The sequence below is a fragment of the Methylobacterium nodulans ORS 2060 genome (genome assembly GCF_000022085.1).
GTDB lineage: Bacteria > Pseudomonadota > Alphaproteobacteria > Rhizobiales > Beijerinckiaceae > Methylobacterium > Methylobacterium nodulans.
In genome coordinates this window covers 670,492-683,883 of sequence record NC_011894.1, presented here as the reverse complement: position 1 = coordinate 683,883, position 13,392 = coordinate 670,492, and the positions used below count along the sequence as shown (strand labels likewise).

15 protein-coding genes and 1 pseudogene are annotated in these 13,392 nt (G+C 64.7%); 6 read left to right on the top strand and 10 right to left on the bottom strand.

Features of this window, described 5'->3' with window-relative positions; translation table 11 throughout:
• Nucleotides 1–132 precede the first annotated feature (132 nt).
• Nucleotides 133–1,563 carry a DNA phosphorothioation-associated putative methyltransferase gene (locus MNOD_RS41215; RefSeq protein WP_244424652.1) on the top strand — a complete coding sequence of 477 codons (1,431 nt, stop codon included), beginning with the start codon at nt 133–135 and terminating at the stop codon, nt 1,561–1,563.
• Between the two features lie 1,138 nt (nt 1,564–2,701).
• Here the strand turns inward: MNOD_RS41215 and MNOD_RS48725 are convergent.
• The 4 genes and pseudogenes from MNOD_RS48725 to MNOD_RS03025 all read right to left on the bottom strand — a co-directional run.
• Nucleotides 2,702–2,902, bottom strand: a pseudogene (locus MNOD_RS48725) (integrase core domain-containing protein); the annotation flags it as partial.
• 105 nt (nt 2,903–3,007) lie between these two features.
• On the bottom strand, nt 3,008–3,877 hold the full coding sequence (locus MNOD_RS46010; RefSeq protein WP_015927372.1) for a hypothetical protein: 870 nt from the start codon (nt 3,875–3,877) through the stop codon (nt 3,008–3,010).
• Nucleotides 3,878–3,997: 120 nt separating this feature from the next.
• A complete protein-coding gene (locus MNOD_RS50475) occupies nt 3,998–4,165 on the bottom strand; it encodes an HGGxSTG domain-containing protein (protein ID WP_425277501.1) in 168 nt (55 codons plus the stop codon).
• 28 nt (nt 4,166–4,193) lie between these two features.
• A complete protein-coding gene (locus MNOD_RS03025; protein ID WP_015927371.1) occupies nt 4,194–4,469 on the bottom strand; it encodes a hypothetical protein in 276 nt (91 codons plus the stop codon).
• Between the two features lie 774 nt (nt 4,470–5,243).
• Here MNOD_RS03025 and MNOD_RS03020 point away from each other — a divergent pair.
• Both MNOD_RS03020 and MNOD_RS03015 read left to right on the top strand, forming a co-directional pair.
• Entirely contained in the window at nt 5,244–5,693 is a 450-nt protein-coding gene (locus tag MNOD_RS03020) for a DUF5681 domain-containing protein (protein WP_015927370.1), read from the top strand.
• Between the two features lie 117 nt (nt 5,694–5,810).
• Nucleotides 5,811–6,011: a hypothetical protein gene (locus tag MNOD_RS03015; RefSeq protein ID WP_157091369.1), complete on the top strand. Its 201-nt coding sequence runs from the start codon at nt 5,811–5,813 to the stop codon at nt 6,009–6,011.
• A gap of 422 nt (nt 6,012–6,433) precedes the next feature.
• Here the strand turns inward: MNOD_RS03015 and MNOD_RS03010 are convergent, their stop codons facing one another.
• The gene (locus tag MNOD_RS03010; RefSeq protein WP_244424761.1) at nt 6,434–7,945 is read right to left on the bottom strand and encodes a DUF927 domain-containing protein; all 1,512 of its coding nucleotides are present in this window, start codon (nt 7,943–7,945) and stop codon (nt 6,434–6,436) included.
• Nucleotides 7,946–8,229: 284 nt separating this feature from the next.
• On the opposite strand from MNOD_RS03010, the gene MNOD_RS03005 reads away from it, so the two are divergent.
• Nucleotides 8,230–8,415, top strand: a complete 186-nt coding sequence (locus MNOD_RS03005) for a hypothetical protein (protein WP_157091368.1) — start codon at nt 8,230–8,232, stop codon at nt 8,413–8,415.
• Nucleotides 8,416–8,612: 197 nt separating this feature from the next.
• Here the strand turns inward: MNOD_RS03005 and MNOD_RS03000 are convergent, their stop codons facing one another.
• The 5 genes from MNOD_RS03000 to MNOD_RS02980 all read right to left on the bottom strand — a co-directional run bounded on the left by MNOD_RS03000 (nt 8,613) and on the right by MNOD_RS02980 (nt 11,920).
• Nucleotides 8,613–8,945, bottom strand: a complete 333-nt coding sequence (locus MNOD_RS03000; RefSeq protein ID WP_015927366.1) for a hypothetical protein — start codon at nt 8,943–8,945, stop codon at nt 8,613–8,615.
• 887 nt (nt 8,946–9,832) lie between these two features.
• On the bottom strand, nt 9,833–10,240 hold the full coding sequence (locus MNOD_RS02995) for a hypothetical protein (protein WP_015927364.1): 408 nt from the start codon (nt 10,238–10,240) through the stop codon (nt 9,833–9,835).
• Between the two features lie 3 nt (nt 10,241–10,243).
• The gene (locus MNOD_RS02990) at nt 10,244–10,807 is read right to left on the bottom strand and encodes a hypothetical protein (protein WP_015927363.1); all 564 of its coding nucleotides are present in this window, start codon (nt 10,805–10,807) and stop codon (nt 10,244–10,246) included.
• Nucleotides 10,808–10,969: 162 nt separating this feature from the next.
• Nucleotides 10,970–11,614 carry a glycoside hydrolase family 108 protein gene (locus tag MNOD_RS02985; protein ID WP_015927362.1) on the bottom strand — a complete coding sequence of 215 codons (645 nt, stop codon included), beginning with the start codon at nt 11,612–11,614 and terminating at the stop codon, nt 10,970–10,972.
• A 48-nt stretch (nt 11,615–11,662) separates the two neighbouring features.
• The gene (locus MNOD_RS02980) at nt 11,663–11,920 is read right to left on the bottom strand and encodes a hypothetical protein (RefSeq protein ID WP_015927361.1); all 258 of its coding nucleotides are present in this window, start codon (nt 11,918–11,920) and stop codon (nt 11,663–11,665) included.
• 228 nt (nt 11,921–12,148) lie between these two features.
• Between MNOD_RS02980 and MNOD_RS02975 the strand changes: the two genes are divergently transcribed.
• A complete protein-coding gene (locus tag MNOD_RS02975; protein WP_015927360.1) occupies nt 12,149–12,520 on the top strand; it encodes a hypothetical protein in 372 nt (123 codons plus the stop codon).
• An 86-nt stretch (nt 12,521–12,606) separates the two neighbouring features.
• A complete protein-coding gene (locus MNOD_RS02970) occupies nt 12,607–13,392 on the top strand; it encodes a hypothetical protein (protein ID WP_015927359.1) in 786 nt (261 codons plus the stop codon).

The following is a 13,392-nucleotide window of genomic DNA, read 5'->3' as shown; positions in this document are numbered from 1 at the left end:
GCCGCCCCCCCGGGGACCGGCCAACGCGTTGCCATCACCACGGTTTCAACCCGCTCGGACCCCGCTCTAGAGACCGAGCGGCACAAGACCGCGATCTTCCGACGCGACCTGTCGCAGCCGATGCAGCTTCTCATGCGCTACGGCATCATTGCCGCCGATCGCAGTGTGTTCGACTACGGCTGTGGGCAGGGCGCAGACGTCGAGGCGCTGACTTCGCAGGGGTTTGACGCATTCGGTTGGGACCCTCACCATGCGCCATCGGGCCCGCGTAAGCCGGCAGACGTCGTGAACCTCGGCTTCGTCATCAATGTGATCGAGGACCTGCGCGAACGGGTCGAAACCCTGAAGGCGGCGTGGGGTTTCGCGCAGCGGGCCCTGTGCGTGGCAGTGATGTCGCTGGGTAAGGCATCCACTGCCGGTCACCGCCCTTACCGCGACGGCTTCGTGACCTCGCGCGGCACGTTCCAGAAGTACTTCGATCAGCAGGAGCTTCGCGCTGTTGTCCAGGGCGCGACCGGCGAGGCTCCGCTCTCCCTAGCTCCCGGAATCGTCGTCGCGTTCCGGGACAAGGACCTCGAACAGGAGGTCCTGTTGCGCCGCCGATCGGGGAGCCTGGTGTCCGGGGCCCTGCCGCGACCGCCGTTGCGCGAACGGCCCGTTGGGGCGCCGCGAATGCGTAAAGAGCGCGCGATCGTCGAACGCAGCCCGCTGCGGGAGCGGATCGCACCGCTGCTGCACAGACTGCGCGCGCTGGCTCTGCGACTCGGGAGACTCCCCGAGGCGGAAGAGATACCCGGCGAAGAACTTGCCTCTCTCTCGACCCAGCGGGTCGGCACCCAACGCGCCTTGGAACTTCTTGGTGAAGACCTGGCCGGCGACGCGGAATTCGCACAGTCGTCTCAGTCTCGTCGTCAGGACCTTCTGGTCCATTTAGCACTGACTCAGGTTCCGGGCGCACCCAAGTACAAGACGCTACCCCAGTCTATCCAAGCGGACATACGCGCCTTCTTCCGCACGCACGCTGCGGGCCTGGAGGAGGGGCGAAGACTGCTCTTCGCGGCGGGTGACCGCTCGGGCGTGCGGGCAGACGCCGAGGCCGCCGCCGCCATGAGGCTCGGTGGCATCCGAGCGGAGAAGTCCTTCCGCTTCCGGTCGTCGGCTCTGCCCTGTCTTCCCGCTCGCCTGCGCGTAATGGTCGGCTGTGCCGAAGTGCTGCAAGGCGGCGTGGACGCTGCGGACTTCGTCGACATCGACCTGGAGGGGCCGCGCGTCACGATGGTTGTATGCGACGATATCGAGAAGCCGGTCCCGTTCATCATTGAGCGCGTGCGGGTCGACCTCGGCCGCCAGAAGGTGAGCATGGATCGACGTGAGCCGCAGTCGACGCCTATCTACTTCAAGTCCCGCTATTTGTCTCCGGATGATAACTTGCGAGAAGGTCAAGTGGAGTTCGAGGCGACGCTCTTGGCAACTGGCATGTTCAAAGAGGGACAGCCGGAACCGCCGTGGGAAAAGGTCCAGCCCGCTCTAAAGGCGCTCGACCCTGACATTTTGGAGGCCTAGGACGAGCAAAGGCCCCCTCGAGTTAGTAGATGATCCTGATACGGTCTTAGCCGAGGTCGCCCGCACACTTCCGGCCGAGCAGCACGCCGTCCTCGTGCTGGTTCAGACGATCTGGCATGGCGCGAAGACGCTGGTCGTGCCGGACACGATCAAGCTCGTGCCCTATCCGGTCTACGTCCCCGAACTTAACCCCAATGGAGCGGGTCTAGCTGTCAAGAGGCTTGAGCGCGGTCGCAGGAACAACGGATCGTGTCTTGCCTCTGCCCGCAGCCGCTGTCTGCTGTCATGCAGCCGGCGCCTCAACCCTGAGCAGGCGAAGCGCGCGGCGGGAGATAGATTGCGTCCTCGATGATGCGCCCACGAGCGGCATTATGGTCAGCGACCTGGGATATATTCGCGATTGAGGCCGGCGAGCGTGGGGTTGAGATCAAGTAGGAATTTATGAGCCCGTCGGATCAGTGCTTGCGAGCGCTCTGGCTTTCGAGCTCAGCCATCGCAACCGCGATAGCCTCCTTTTCTGCTTCCGTGCGCCGTTTAGGCGGCTTAGCGATAGCATCAGCGACGAACGTCTTCCAAGCGTCAGACCCAACTTCCAGGGTGGCTTGTGCGGCTTTTTCGTCATCGTATCACCTCTATCTTCCCGCCTAGGAATAGGCATTGCGATGATTTTACCACGTGATCGCATTTCAATGTCAGAGCAGTGATGCTCTCTCGAGTTGGTGACTCACCAACACTTTGCGTGGACGGGTCACGGCGCCGAAGTCGTCGCGGACTGATTCGCGGTGGGCATGATCCTGCCCTCGTCCCTGCTTGGCTGCGCCGTTGACCACGCATCTGCCGTTCCGACCAGCTCGTCATCGTCGCCCACCTGCGCCGCGATAGCGGGCGCGCCATGGGCCTCGTGATCAGCCCCCCACCGGGTGGCTCTTCGCCAACTTTCGTGGAGCGGCTTAAGCCATTCAAGACATAGAGCTTCTGCACACGCCCGGTGGGACCCTCTCTGCGTCTACGAGGACCGGCTCTGCGTCTGCGGAGGGCAGGCCTTTGCGGCGCGACCGGCGGGATCTGGGCTTCGACCTTCTGCCCACCATTTCCACGAAAGTTGGCGAAGAGCCCACCGGGTGGCCCGGTTTGAATATTAGAAGGTTGGCCTGTCCACCACGGATAGCTTAGTCGGCGGAGCCGGTCGGGCGAGCGCAACCGGCCAAGCGGTCAAGACGGGCATGAACACCTCCGGGGCGGGTGGCCGACAGCCCAGTGAGACATGCGGCCAAACCCGGTTGGAATGCCGCCTACAGCTCTCAATGATGATTTGGGCTGCGCGCAGCGTATAGAGCAGGATCCGCTCCTACCGAATCGGATCCCGCTTTTGGTTCTTGGCTTTTCGCATTTTTCTGCGACGAACCGGTATTCGCTTAGTCGAAAATTGCTCCAGATCCTACTATCATGGATCAGGTTTTTCATTGGAATTCGTTATCCTCGTAAGGATAGTACGGTATAGTTTTGGATCTAGAGTCGGCTGATTGTAAACTGATGAGACGAGAGACGCGGACATCAATGTCGCAATCCTCTGGCCATATATTTCAGTATCTGACTTGTTCCATACAAAGGTAAATCCTATTATGCCGTATTTGTCCTGATAGTATCTGACGTATTTGTATTTCCCGTCAGCATCTAATGAAAATATGGAAATCTTACTCTCGGTTGTAGCTGTGTAAATAATCTCTTCGTTATTGCGCTTGATGGCAGATAGCAGGCGTCGGGCGAAGTGCTTCAATCTTTTTCCATTGAAGTAGTTGTATGCAATTATCGTTCTCTTATTGCTGTCGCTAAAAATCAGCCCATCACTGGTAATTTCTTGGTTGGATGTTATGCCCATGGGAATCCACAGAGGTCTTCTACCCCAAGGGTGAGATACCCTCTCGAACTTCCACTTGTTGAGGAGAGATTCCGACTTTCTTATTAAGCTTAACATATCAGCATTGGGTATGAGTCTATCAAATTTATACTTCTGCTCGTCCGAAAATTTCTTTATAGCATGATAACTCTCTTTCGTAAGCGATGGAGTCGGGATGCTTCCTTGATAGCCGGACGCAACCAGCATAACTTGTATGATTATTCTACTGTCTACAGGATATTCTATATCAAAGAATCTCTTTGCGTGCGCAAAACCATTCTCAGCACCTGTCTGAGCGGATAGGTTATTTGGAAATAAGGCAAGATTTAGAAACATCAATATGAAGAATATTCGCATAAACCGCCCGCTCGTCAGAGCCGCCGCCGCCTCGACCATAACCCACACCACCGCACGCATGACTTGTGCTTCCGAAATCGACCAGCGTGTATGATTGAAGACCTGAAGCAGTCGAATTTGCAAATGTTTTCGGCGGCAGGGCGCATCATTCGAAGCAACCCTCTGAGTTCTCTCTGCTCGTTAATTGCCTCTGCCGAGTAGCGCCGTGGCGGTACATGCCATTTCCTTGCCCCTTGGCGCCTCAGGCGAAGCGCCTCCGTGCAACCGACACCGACCGTTCCGCATCCCGGGGCCGCGGCAGGGGGCGCCGGCCCGCGTCTTGGCTCCGTAGAGGGGCGACAGGTGCATGGCGAGGTTACTGCGCATGGGGTTGCCCTCACTCTCCATTGCAAGCCCCACCCCCTCCCAGCCGCGGGCTCACAGCGCCCACGATTGCCTGCCCACTGGCCTCGACGGTGACGCGCTCGACCCGAACTATCTGCCGCCCATCGCTGCGGTATCGCTTCACGGCCTCAACCTGCGCCGTGAAGGTCCGCGCCAGCTTGAAGGCTTGCTCGGCGCTGTCCTGCTGCAGGACGGTCTCTGCCTGCGCGAGGCGGCAGATGAAGATCATCGTCGCTATGTGAGCCGCAGCCATTTGGGCGACGAGCATGGATCAATCCGGGCTCAGTCGATCTGCGACTGAGAACCGCAAACCCCTGACTATCGAGCTCAAGCCGAGATTGTGGTAATATGATACCATAATCTCGTCATTGATATCTCGCGGAAGGTGATCAGCCCCACCGGAGTGGCTCATCGCGTAGTTTGATACTGCTGACGAAGTCCGATGCGCTCTCAATCCGCATCGTCCAGGCCGCCTCTTTGCAGCCGAGAAGGTGCCATGGGAGCGTTGGAATCCGGCGCTCAGGCTGTGGGCCGGTGCTTCGGGGCCGACTTCGCCAGCAGTATCAAACTTCGCGAAGAGCCACCTCCTGGGGGCTGATCAATGCGCTTCAGCATGTCGAGGAGAGCGCCGCTAAGTTCAGCGCCACGCGAGCCTGCCAACCTCCCGGAAGGACGCAGGACGCGGCACCCCGGTCACCACGATGATGGCCTTGCCGCCCGGACAGCCCGCGGCGTGCCAAGCGGAGCGAACGGCCTGGGCCTCAGCCCTATCGAACACCGCAACGAGAGGGGAGGGGGCGTGACGTGATTGGGTTCGCTCAACGCGAGCGAGACGGCGCCGCAAAGCCACGCTCGTCACGCATGTCGCTCCAGTCGGGCGACGTGCTTGGGTGCAGAGCCGCCTGCGATCGGGCGGTTATACCTGCACGTTGCTCTGTCGATTTCCTGCGATTCGCCCACGGTGATCCTCCGCGATACCTCACTTGATGTGGTACCATAGCACCGTATTTGTGCTAGCCGAAGCCCTTCGGGAGGAGCATCCATGTCGCGAAAGAGCGCGGAAGGTACGCAGGCAGGAAAGCCCCGGGGTAGGCCGTTCACGGCAGGCAATCCGGGCCGGCCCCGCGGATCACGCAACAAGACCTCGCTGGCCGTTGCGGCGCTCCTGGACGGAGAGGCCGAGGCCCTGACCCGCAAGGCCGTCGAGCTGGCCATCGGCGGCGACACCGTCGCGCTCCGCCTCTGCCTGGAGCGGATCTGCCCGCCGCGCAAGGACCGACCCGTGCACTTCAGCATGCCGGCCATCAAGACCCAGGCGGATCTGCCGAAGGCAACCCACGCACTTCTGCAGGCCGTCGCCGCGGGGGACCTCACGCCATCTGAAGCTTCGGACATCGGCAGGGCGGTCGATGCGCACGTGCGCGCCGTCGAGCTGACCGAGGTCGCCGAGCGCCTGGCTCGGCTGGAGGAGATGCAAGCGCGTCAAGCCTGATCGCGCTTAAATCGGGTGATCCGCGCGCACTGGTTCGGATTCGGAGGCCTTCCTGTGAACCGATTGCGAAGCCGCCTACGCCGCCTTGAGCTGGCCTCCAGGCCAGAGCAGCAGATTGTGACCACGATCGGCCGCACGCAGGAGGAGCACGATCGGCAGATCGCTGCCCTGATTGCAGCGGGCGAGGCGCACGAGACTGACCTGTTCGTGTGTGTGATGAAATTCAGCGAGGACGAGCTGCGGGAGGACGAGTGCCCCCGCATCTCCTCCAGCAGCGAGAGGCGCCTCATCCCGCTCGGTGCGCTGGGTCGGGCGTGAATACAGCCCACTTCACCATCTCGGTTATCGGGCCGCACGAGGCGCTTATTTCGCTATTCGTGTGTGACTGCGTGACTGCGTGACCAAGGCAGCTAAGTATATGGCCTCCTTCATGTTTTCTTGTCACACGGTCTGCGCACCGTATCCAGCGTCCGCGTCACTGCAGAGGGTCTTGGCGACTCTGGTCACGCAGGTCACACACGCCCTATTGCTGGAGGCGCCGCCAAAGTGTCTGAGTTTATTCGAGGTCACGCGGTCACGCAGGTCACGCGTTAGAGCATTTTCAGTGAAATCCGGGTCAGCCTTTAGATCGTATCCTGGGCTGCACCCGTCGCAGCCTGCCGGCGCGCCTGCGGCCTCACCTGGCGAGACGCGATCAGGATTAAGCTGAAAATGCTCTAGAAGCGACCGAGATGGAAACATTAGGGTGAGGTAATCGCGTCACCCTTTTCCTCGTCTTTGAACAGTGCCCCGTATCGCACAGCGTAGGTTGCGACGGACCGGCCGTCCACCTTCAGGAACAAGCGCTGGCTCCGGTCCTTTCCGCTGATCAGCACCCCGCGCTGGTGTAGGATTGCAGCGATCATGCGAGGATCACCGATGCCGGCCAACGTCTCCCGCCAGCCAGTCGCGGTGAAAGCGTAGCACACTTCACCCTCACGCTTGATTCGGTAGCCCAGAAGGTCTCGCACGGGCGGCAGAAGTAGATCTGGCTCGTCCTCAATCAGTTTGCGGAAGTGTGCCTCACCGTCTCGCTCGATGGTTGCGCGGATCGCCTGCATGGCGGCCATGATCTCGCCGGGATCATCGCCGCCGCGCAGAGCGCGCCAAGCCCCGAAGCACGTCTGCGCCGCTTTCTCTGCCTCACCCTCGGCCCAAGGCAGCCCGAGCGCAGCCCGGGCCATCTCGCCGGCCGTCGCAATCAGGGCGAAGCGCTCGGCCACCCGGATCAGCTGACCGTCTGCACTTTCAGCGCCGCCGAGAACCTGCTTGGTCATCGCGCGGATCTTGGCTCGACCCTCCTGCTCGGCTGCCGCGAGGTCCTTCGCGAGCGCCTCAACGAAGGCCGGACCTGCAGTGCCATAGACCCGCAGCGCCGCCTCCTTGATGCTCCTGGCGAATTGCGCGGGTTCCTCTCCCTTACAGTTCTCGAACAGGCCGAAGCCCGCCTGCGCGTCAGCCGGGACATCGACGATGCGCACCAACTGCCCAGCCTTAGCCGCGCGACCGCCCTCCGCGATCTTGTCACCCAGCCCGACCTCGCCGGCTGACAACAGCATCAGGCGCCACTCGTCACGGCGGCGCGCCTCCGCATCGCGCGTGGCGCGCAGCTTGGCGACCCCGTTCATCAGCATGTAGGCGATTGAGCCCGCCTCGCGCGCGCCGGACTCGCCCAGTTCGTCGAGCACCAGGATGGTGCCGGAATGAGCCCGGGCGACGCTCTCGACGCCGTTGTCGGTCGCCCGCCAAGTCTGGCAGAAGCCAGCACGGCTCCCGCCGCCCCAGACGCTGCCCGCAGCAACCAACGCCGTACTCTTGCCGAGGGAGGAGCCGCCGACCAGGTGCAGACCGCCTCCTTCTCCCTTCAGCAGATCGTTGAGCGGGCCGGCAAAGGCAGCCGAGATCGCCATCACCAAGCGCGAGTTGCCGGAGGCGGGCCGCGCGACTTGGTCGATCCAGCCCTGCAGGCTGCCGCTGCTGGCGTAGCGAGCGGCCTCGGCGCGGCCGTCGTACACCACCTGCTCGCCAATGGCGCCAATGGTGCGGTTGGGGAGCACGAACGCAGTCTCGTGCCAGCCCGCGCGCTTCACCAGCCGTACCCGCGTGCTGCAGATCAGCTTCATCAAGCCTTCTTTGAGCAGGCGGAGGCTCTTCTGCGAGGCGGAGAGCTGGAGCCCCGCTGCCGCAAGCGGCCGGAGGGCGTCGCTGCCGATGGGTCGGCCGGGACGTGCCGTGGCCGGATGAGAAGGCCTGAAACGCAGGGAGCCCGATCGACCACAGGCCGCCGAAGCTTTTCATCATATTTCCAGCCGCGCAAGCGCCTATCTGGCACATGCCGGAAGGTCATTTGCCATCATGGCCCAAGGTAATGTATGCGGCGCAACGGCTCTATCAGTCGATGCCACACCGAAATGTATTAGCTAAGACAGATCGGTGGAGGCGCAAACCTTGGGTTGTGGGAATGAGTACGTCGAATGCGCCGAAGGAAGTGGCGGTCGTGACCACGATCACAGAGGAGGACCGCAAGCGCCTGCACCATTTGCGGATCGATCTGGGTCTGACGCTCCAGGAGTTGGGCGTGCAGGCCTGGAGCCTCCTCTTGGCCAAGCACCGGCTGCCTCCTCTCCAGGAGGTGCGGCGACCGAATGCGCGTCCGGTCGCCCGCCGGCGTCGCCCAAAGTGAGATGGCCCGTATGGTGGTCGCGCCGGACGGACCGGGACGGGGCTCGCCCGATGCGCGACCGGCGTGACTCCGGTTCGGCTTCAGCGCTCGTCCGCGCCACCCTCATCGTCGCATAGCTGCGACGCGGCGCCGGAGCGCCGCCATGGCCCACTGGATGCGCTTGAGGCGCCAGAGGTGCAGGAGTGAGGCGAAGAGGTTCATGGCCGGCCTCCGCGCCAGTCGCACCCGACCGCACTCAGCACCACGGCTGCGCGGGTCGACGGCGGCGGGTTCCTGTGCTCGGGTACCGCATGGTGGTACCAGTAGCCGGCGTTCGTCGTCACCCCGCGGATGCGATCACCCTCGCGACCGAGCTCTTGCTCGACCCGGACGCGCTCGCCCCAGAGCCAGGTCGAATAAACCTTGAGGAGGTCGGACGTGACCGGCTCGGCCGCGGCGGTCGGGTTGCCGATGAGGGTGATGCCACCGCCGATCAGCGGGAGGCCCACCAAGCCGCGCAGGAATGCGCGACGATCGTGCGGGGCGCTCATAGCGTTTCGCCCCCGCGGAATTCGAAGTGCTGGAAGCAACGACGCGCGAACGCGCGCCGGGAGACGGCGATCGACATAATATACGGCGACCTCGGTGTAGATACCCGGACGGGCAATGCACGGCCAGAGCAAGTAGGGGGTGCGGCGCAGATCCGGACCTCTGCACCAGCTGACGCAGCAGGAGATGCGACAGCGGGTGCCTTCGGCCGGCTCTACACCACCTGCCGTTGAGCCGCTGACACAACGTTACCACAGTATAGGGTGGTGTCGATATAGCTCCTGCAAGTAACGCTGGAAAACCGACACCGGACCCGGCCGGGCCGGGCGAAACGAATTATCTTTTTATCTCAATCGGTTGACCCCACCATACGAGATCCCGACTCCGCCCGCGCCGCCGGCTTAGGCCGAATGGCCTATGTGAGATCACGCCGGTTGTACGATGCTGACCTTAGGAGTTGTTGGTATTAGAGGTTTAGGAGTTTAGGGATTTAGCGATTTAGCGATTTAGGAAATGCGGGAGCCACCATTCAAACCTAGAGTGTGATTTTAGAACTTAAGGTGCGGCGGGGCCGGGCGCGATGTCGGAAACGACAAAAAGCCCGCCGCGGCGGGGCCGGGCGGGCTCAGAGCATCAGGATCGGGCGGATCAGGAAGCGCCAGAGGCGTATGGCCGGATCATGGTCGGGCATCCCTGGACCGCCCGCCGTGCGCTCCCTGATAACGGCGCATCAACTCGGCCGCGCGATCAACCTCGTCCAGAGCGACCCGAATAAGATCGCAGCTCGAGCGCCGATGCTGGCGCTCAGCCCGAGCCAGCCGCAGGCGGGCACCCTGGGACGGCTCGATCCGGGGCTCATCCTGCTGCGGCCGGAACCATCGGAACGGGTTCATTTGCCCACCTCCCTCCGGAGGTCTTCGATGCGCTGAAGGATCGTCTCGATTCGCCCCACCGCCGCGACGAGCTTCTCCCGCGTCCACTGGTCGTTGGTGACCCCGTGCTGCTTCAGGTCGGTGATCAGGCTGCGCGTCTCGGCTTTGGCCTGCTCGACCGCCTCATGCAGGCGTTCGAAGATGCCGGTCCTGCTCTCCAACGCTGCCGTAACCGCGGCGTTCGTGCCATTGTTCCGCTCGACCGTGACGGCGAGCTTCTCGACCAGAGCCTCCAGGTTGCGCTGGTACTTCTCGGTCACGGCATCGGAGCGTCGCTGAAGGTAGGAGACCGCCAGGAGCGCGAGCGCGAGCAGCCCCCACGGACCGTAGTCCTTAAGGAGACCGGCGAGTTCGACGGCCGTCACGGCTCAGCGCTTCACCACGCTCGGCAGGATGGCGCTGAGTTGCGCGTCCTTCTGCTGGCTCGAGCGCGAGGAGCCGAGCCAGAAGGCGATGGCGGTGCCCAGCGCGAGGTTGGCTGCGCCATAGGCTTGGCTCAAGAGCTGGTAGACGCGCTCGGGGATCTCGCCCTGGATGAAGTAGAGCGCGCTGGTCAGCAGCGCCCAGGCGGTGAGGATCGCCAGCGTGACGATCGCCGGCATGGAAGCGGTCCAGTGAGTGGCCTGCACCAGCCCGAGATGCATCTGGCGGGCGTTGGCGAGGTCGCCGAGCTCGGCCACCTGGAGTTTCGCGGCGGCCTCGATCTCGGCGAGCTTCAGCTGCGCGCCGGACGGGTCGGCCTGCACCGCCTGGCTGATGGCCTGTGGGGTGGCCGGCACGCCAAGCGCCGCGCCGATCGCGGCTGCTGCCGTCTTACCGGCGGCCGCGCCGATGCCGCCGCCGATCGGACCGCCCAGCGTGGTGCCGAGGAGCGTGCCGAGCGAGGGCAGCCCGACCTGCGCGAGCTGCCCGGCGAGTTGAAGCCAATCCATGTGAGGAGGTCTCCACCCCTCTCCTGTTTCTGAGAGGGGGCGTGCGCGCGGCGGGCCCGGCCGGCTCGGGTGGTGACGAGATCGAAACGGGAATTCCCGTAACGTAGCGAAATCAACGGCTTAAGGCGGTGGTGAACTGCCGCGGATTTTGCGGTAGTTCGATCAGGCGGCCTTGCCGCGCCACAGGCGCTTGAGCGCCCGCAGCAGGCCGCCGGTCTGCACCAGGCCCGCCTTCGGCGGCGCACCGCCTTCGGGCCGCGCCATGGTGGTTGCGGTCGCGACGACCGGTGCCTTGACCATGGCGAGCGCTTCCGTCCGGACGCCGGCCACCCGCTTCGTCCAGCCCTTCCCGAAGACCGGCCAGCTCTTCGTCAGCGACTTCATGAAGACCACCCGGCTGTCGCAAAGCCCGTTGATGAGCCAGCGCTGATCCGTCCGCGCGACCGCCGCCAGGGTCACCGCTCCGATCACGCCGTCATCCGCCACGCCAACGAGGCGCTGGAGGGCGATGGCCGCCCGGGTTGGCCCGCTGTTCACCGCGAAGTCGAACACGGCGTAGTCGACGCCCGCCGGGAGGTCGTCGCCGCGCACCGCGTCCCAGTAGCGGGCGCGGTAGATCGGAGCGACCTTGGCGGGCGTCAGCGCCTTCACGTCGGCGCGGGTGGCGGGCCGCCCGAGCACGGCGGAGAGCGTGCCGAGGGTCACCCCGAGGTTGGTCGGCCCGCCGGGATCGTCGGGGTGATCGACATACCCTCCCTCGTGCGCCAGGACGAGCGACAGCGCCCGGTCGTAGGATGACGCGGCCATGGTGGTCTCCGGTGTCAGGCTGTGCGCCGCAGCGTCGCCGTCGGCAGGTCAGTTGGAAGGCTTCTGCGCGTCCGGGTCGGGCATAGGGACAGGCGCGGGCACCAGGTAGACCGCGACGGTGCCGACTGCCTTGTGGTCGTAAGGGGTGAGGCTGATGCCACCATCGCGCGTTGCGGAGGCACAGAATGAGTTGTGTGCGTCGGACACGCAGAAAACCGCGCCAGGGGCGGGGGCGGAAAATGCCGACACGGAAAATGCGGCGACGCAGGCGAGCGACAGCGCCGCGAGCGGGAGTTTGCGGAACATGAAGTGGGTCCTTTTACAGGCGCGCCGAGACCAACGAGCGTAGCGAAGAAATCGTCGTTGAGATCCAGCGCCTCCTTGAGGAGCTGCGCGCGCTCGGCGTCAGAGTTGTTCCTCCCGGGACCGGTCCGCCCGATCCCCCAACCACGGCGCCGGCCGACCCGCCCGCGCCCAACACCTGACGGCCACCGCCGCCCGCACCGGAGTGCGGGGCGTTCGCAGAGGTCTCGGATGACAACCCAAGCGTTTCCCCGGCGCGTGGTCGTTACCGCGTCGCTCCTGTCGTGCGCCCCGCGGCCCGGCTCGCCCGAGGCGCCGGCCTTCGCCGCTCTTCTCGCGGATGAGGCGGACTACCTCCTGCGCCGCTACGGCACCGCCCAGCGCGGCCTCACCGATGAGGCAGCGGAGGAGCGGGATTACCTCGCGGCCGCGGCCCAGGACCTCCAGGCCCTCGCCGACCTCTACCGGGGCAGCCCGACGCCCTACCGCGACGACCCGCGGGCGGCGCCGCCGGCAGGTCAGCGTGCTCGACTCCCGGTCGCCGGCCATCTGCTGATCGCGGTCGGCGAAGGCCGGCCGACCAGCCTGTTCGCGCGGGGCTGATCATGGCCCGCCCGCGCCCCGCCTGGTCCCCGAAGGACATCCGCCGCACGGCACCGAGGCCGGCGCCCGCAGGGGCCGTTCCGGCCATGACCGTCCCGCTCCCGCCCGGAGTGCCCGAGTCCTACGCCGAGACCTGGGCCACGATCGTCGCCGCCTTCTGTCAGGGTGTTGCCCTGCAGGAAATGCAGAAGGCTGACGCTGGCGTAGCTCTGAATGAGAGCGCCGTCCGGACTGCCGAACCAGCGCCTCCCCAACAGGATGCCCCCGCCACCCGGAAGAAGCGGGAGGCAACCTGCAGGCGGGAGAAGGCAACCGCCAAGCGCCAGGCCGCGGCGTCACCGAAGGCGTCGGCCCGGCCCCAGCGCCGCCCGAGCGCCACCGTCCCGACGACCGGCGCGACGATTGTCGCCAAGGCCGAGGCGCAGCAGCTCGCCGCGCTCGCTCGTCCCGCAACCCCGGCAGCAGCGGACCGCCCGGTCGTGACCGTCCAGGCGGCAGTCCGCCGCGGTCGGGTCGCCTCCGACTTTCCGAATGCCGACGCCTTTCTGCTCGCGCCCCCGCCGGGCGGAAAGGGCGCGCGCATGTTCGCCGCGCTGCTGCGCCTCAGGGCCGGCGCCCTGCCGTCCGCCACCGGCCTCGACGACGGAGGCGATGACCAGCGCGCGATGGCGCTCGCAGCGCAGCGCCGCCTCAAGGTCTGCGCAGCGCAGGATCTCCTCGCCCTCGCCGACCTCTACGACCACTGCTCGACCCTCTACCCCGAGGTGCAGGTCCCGCCCACGGACGGGCTCCCGATCAACGGCGACGCCCTGCGCGCCGCCGTCGCCCGCGCGTCCGGCTCCTCGCCGGCCCTCGCCTGCATGGAGGTCTGA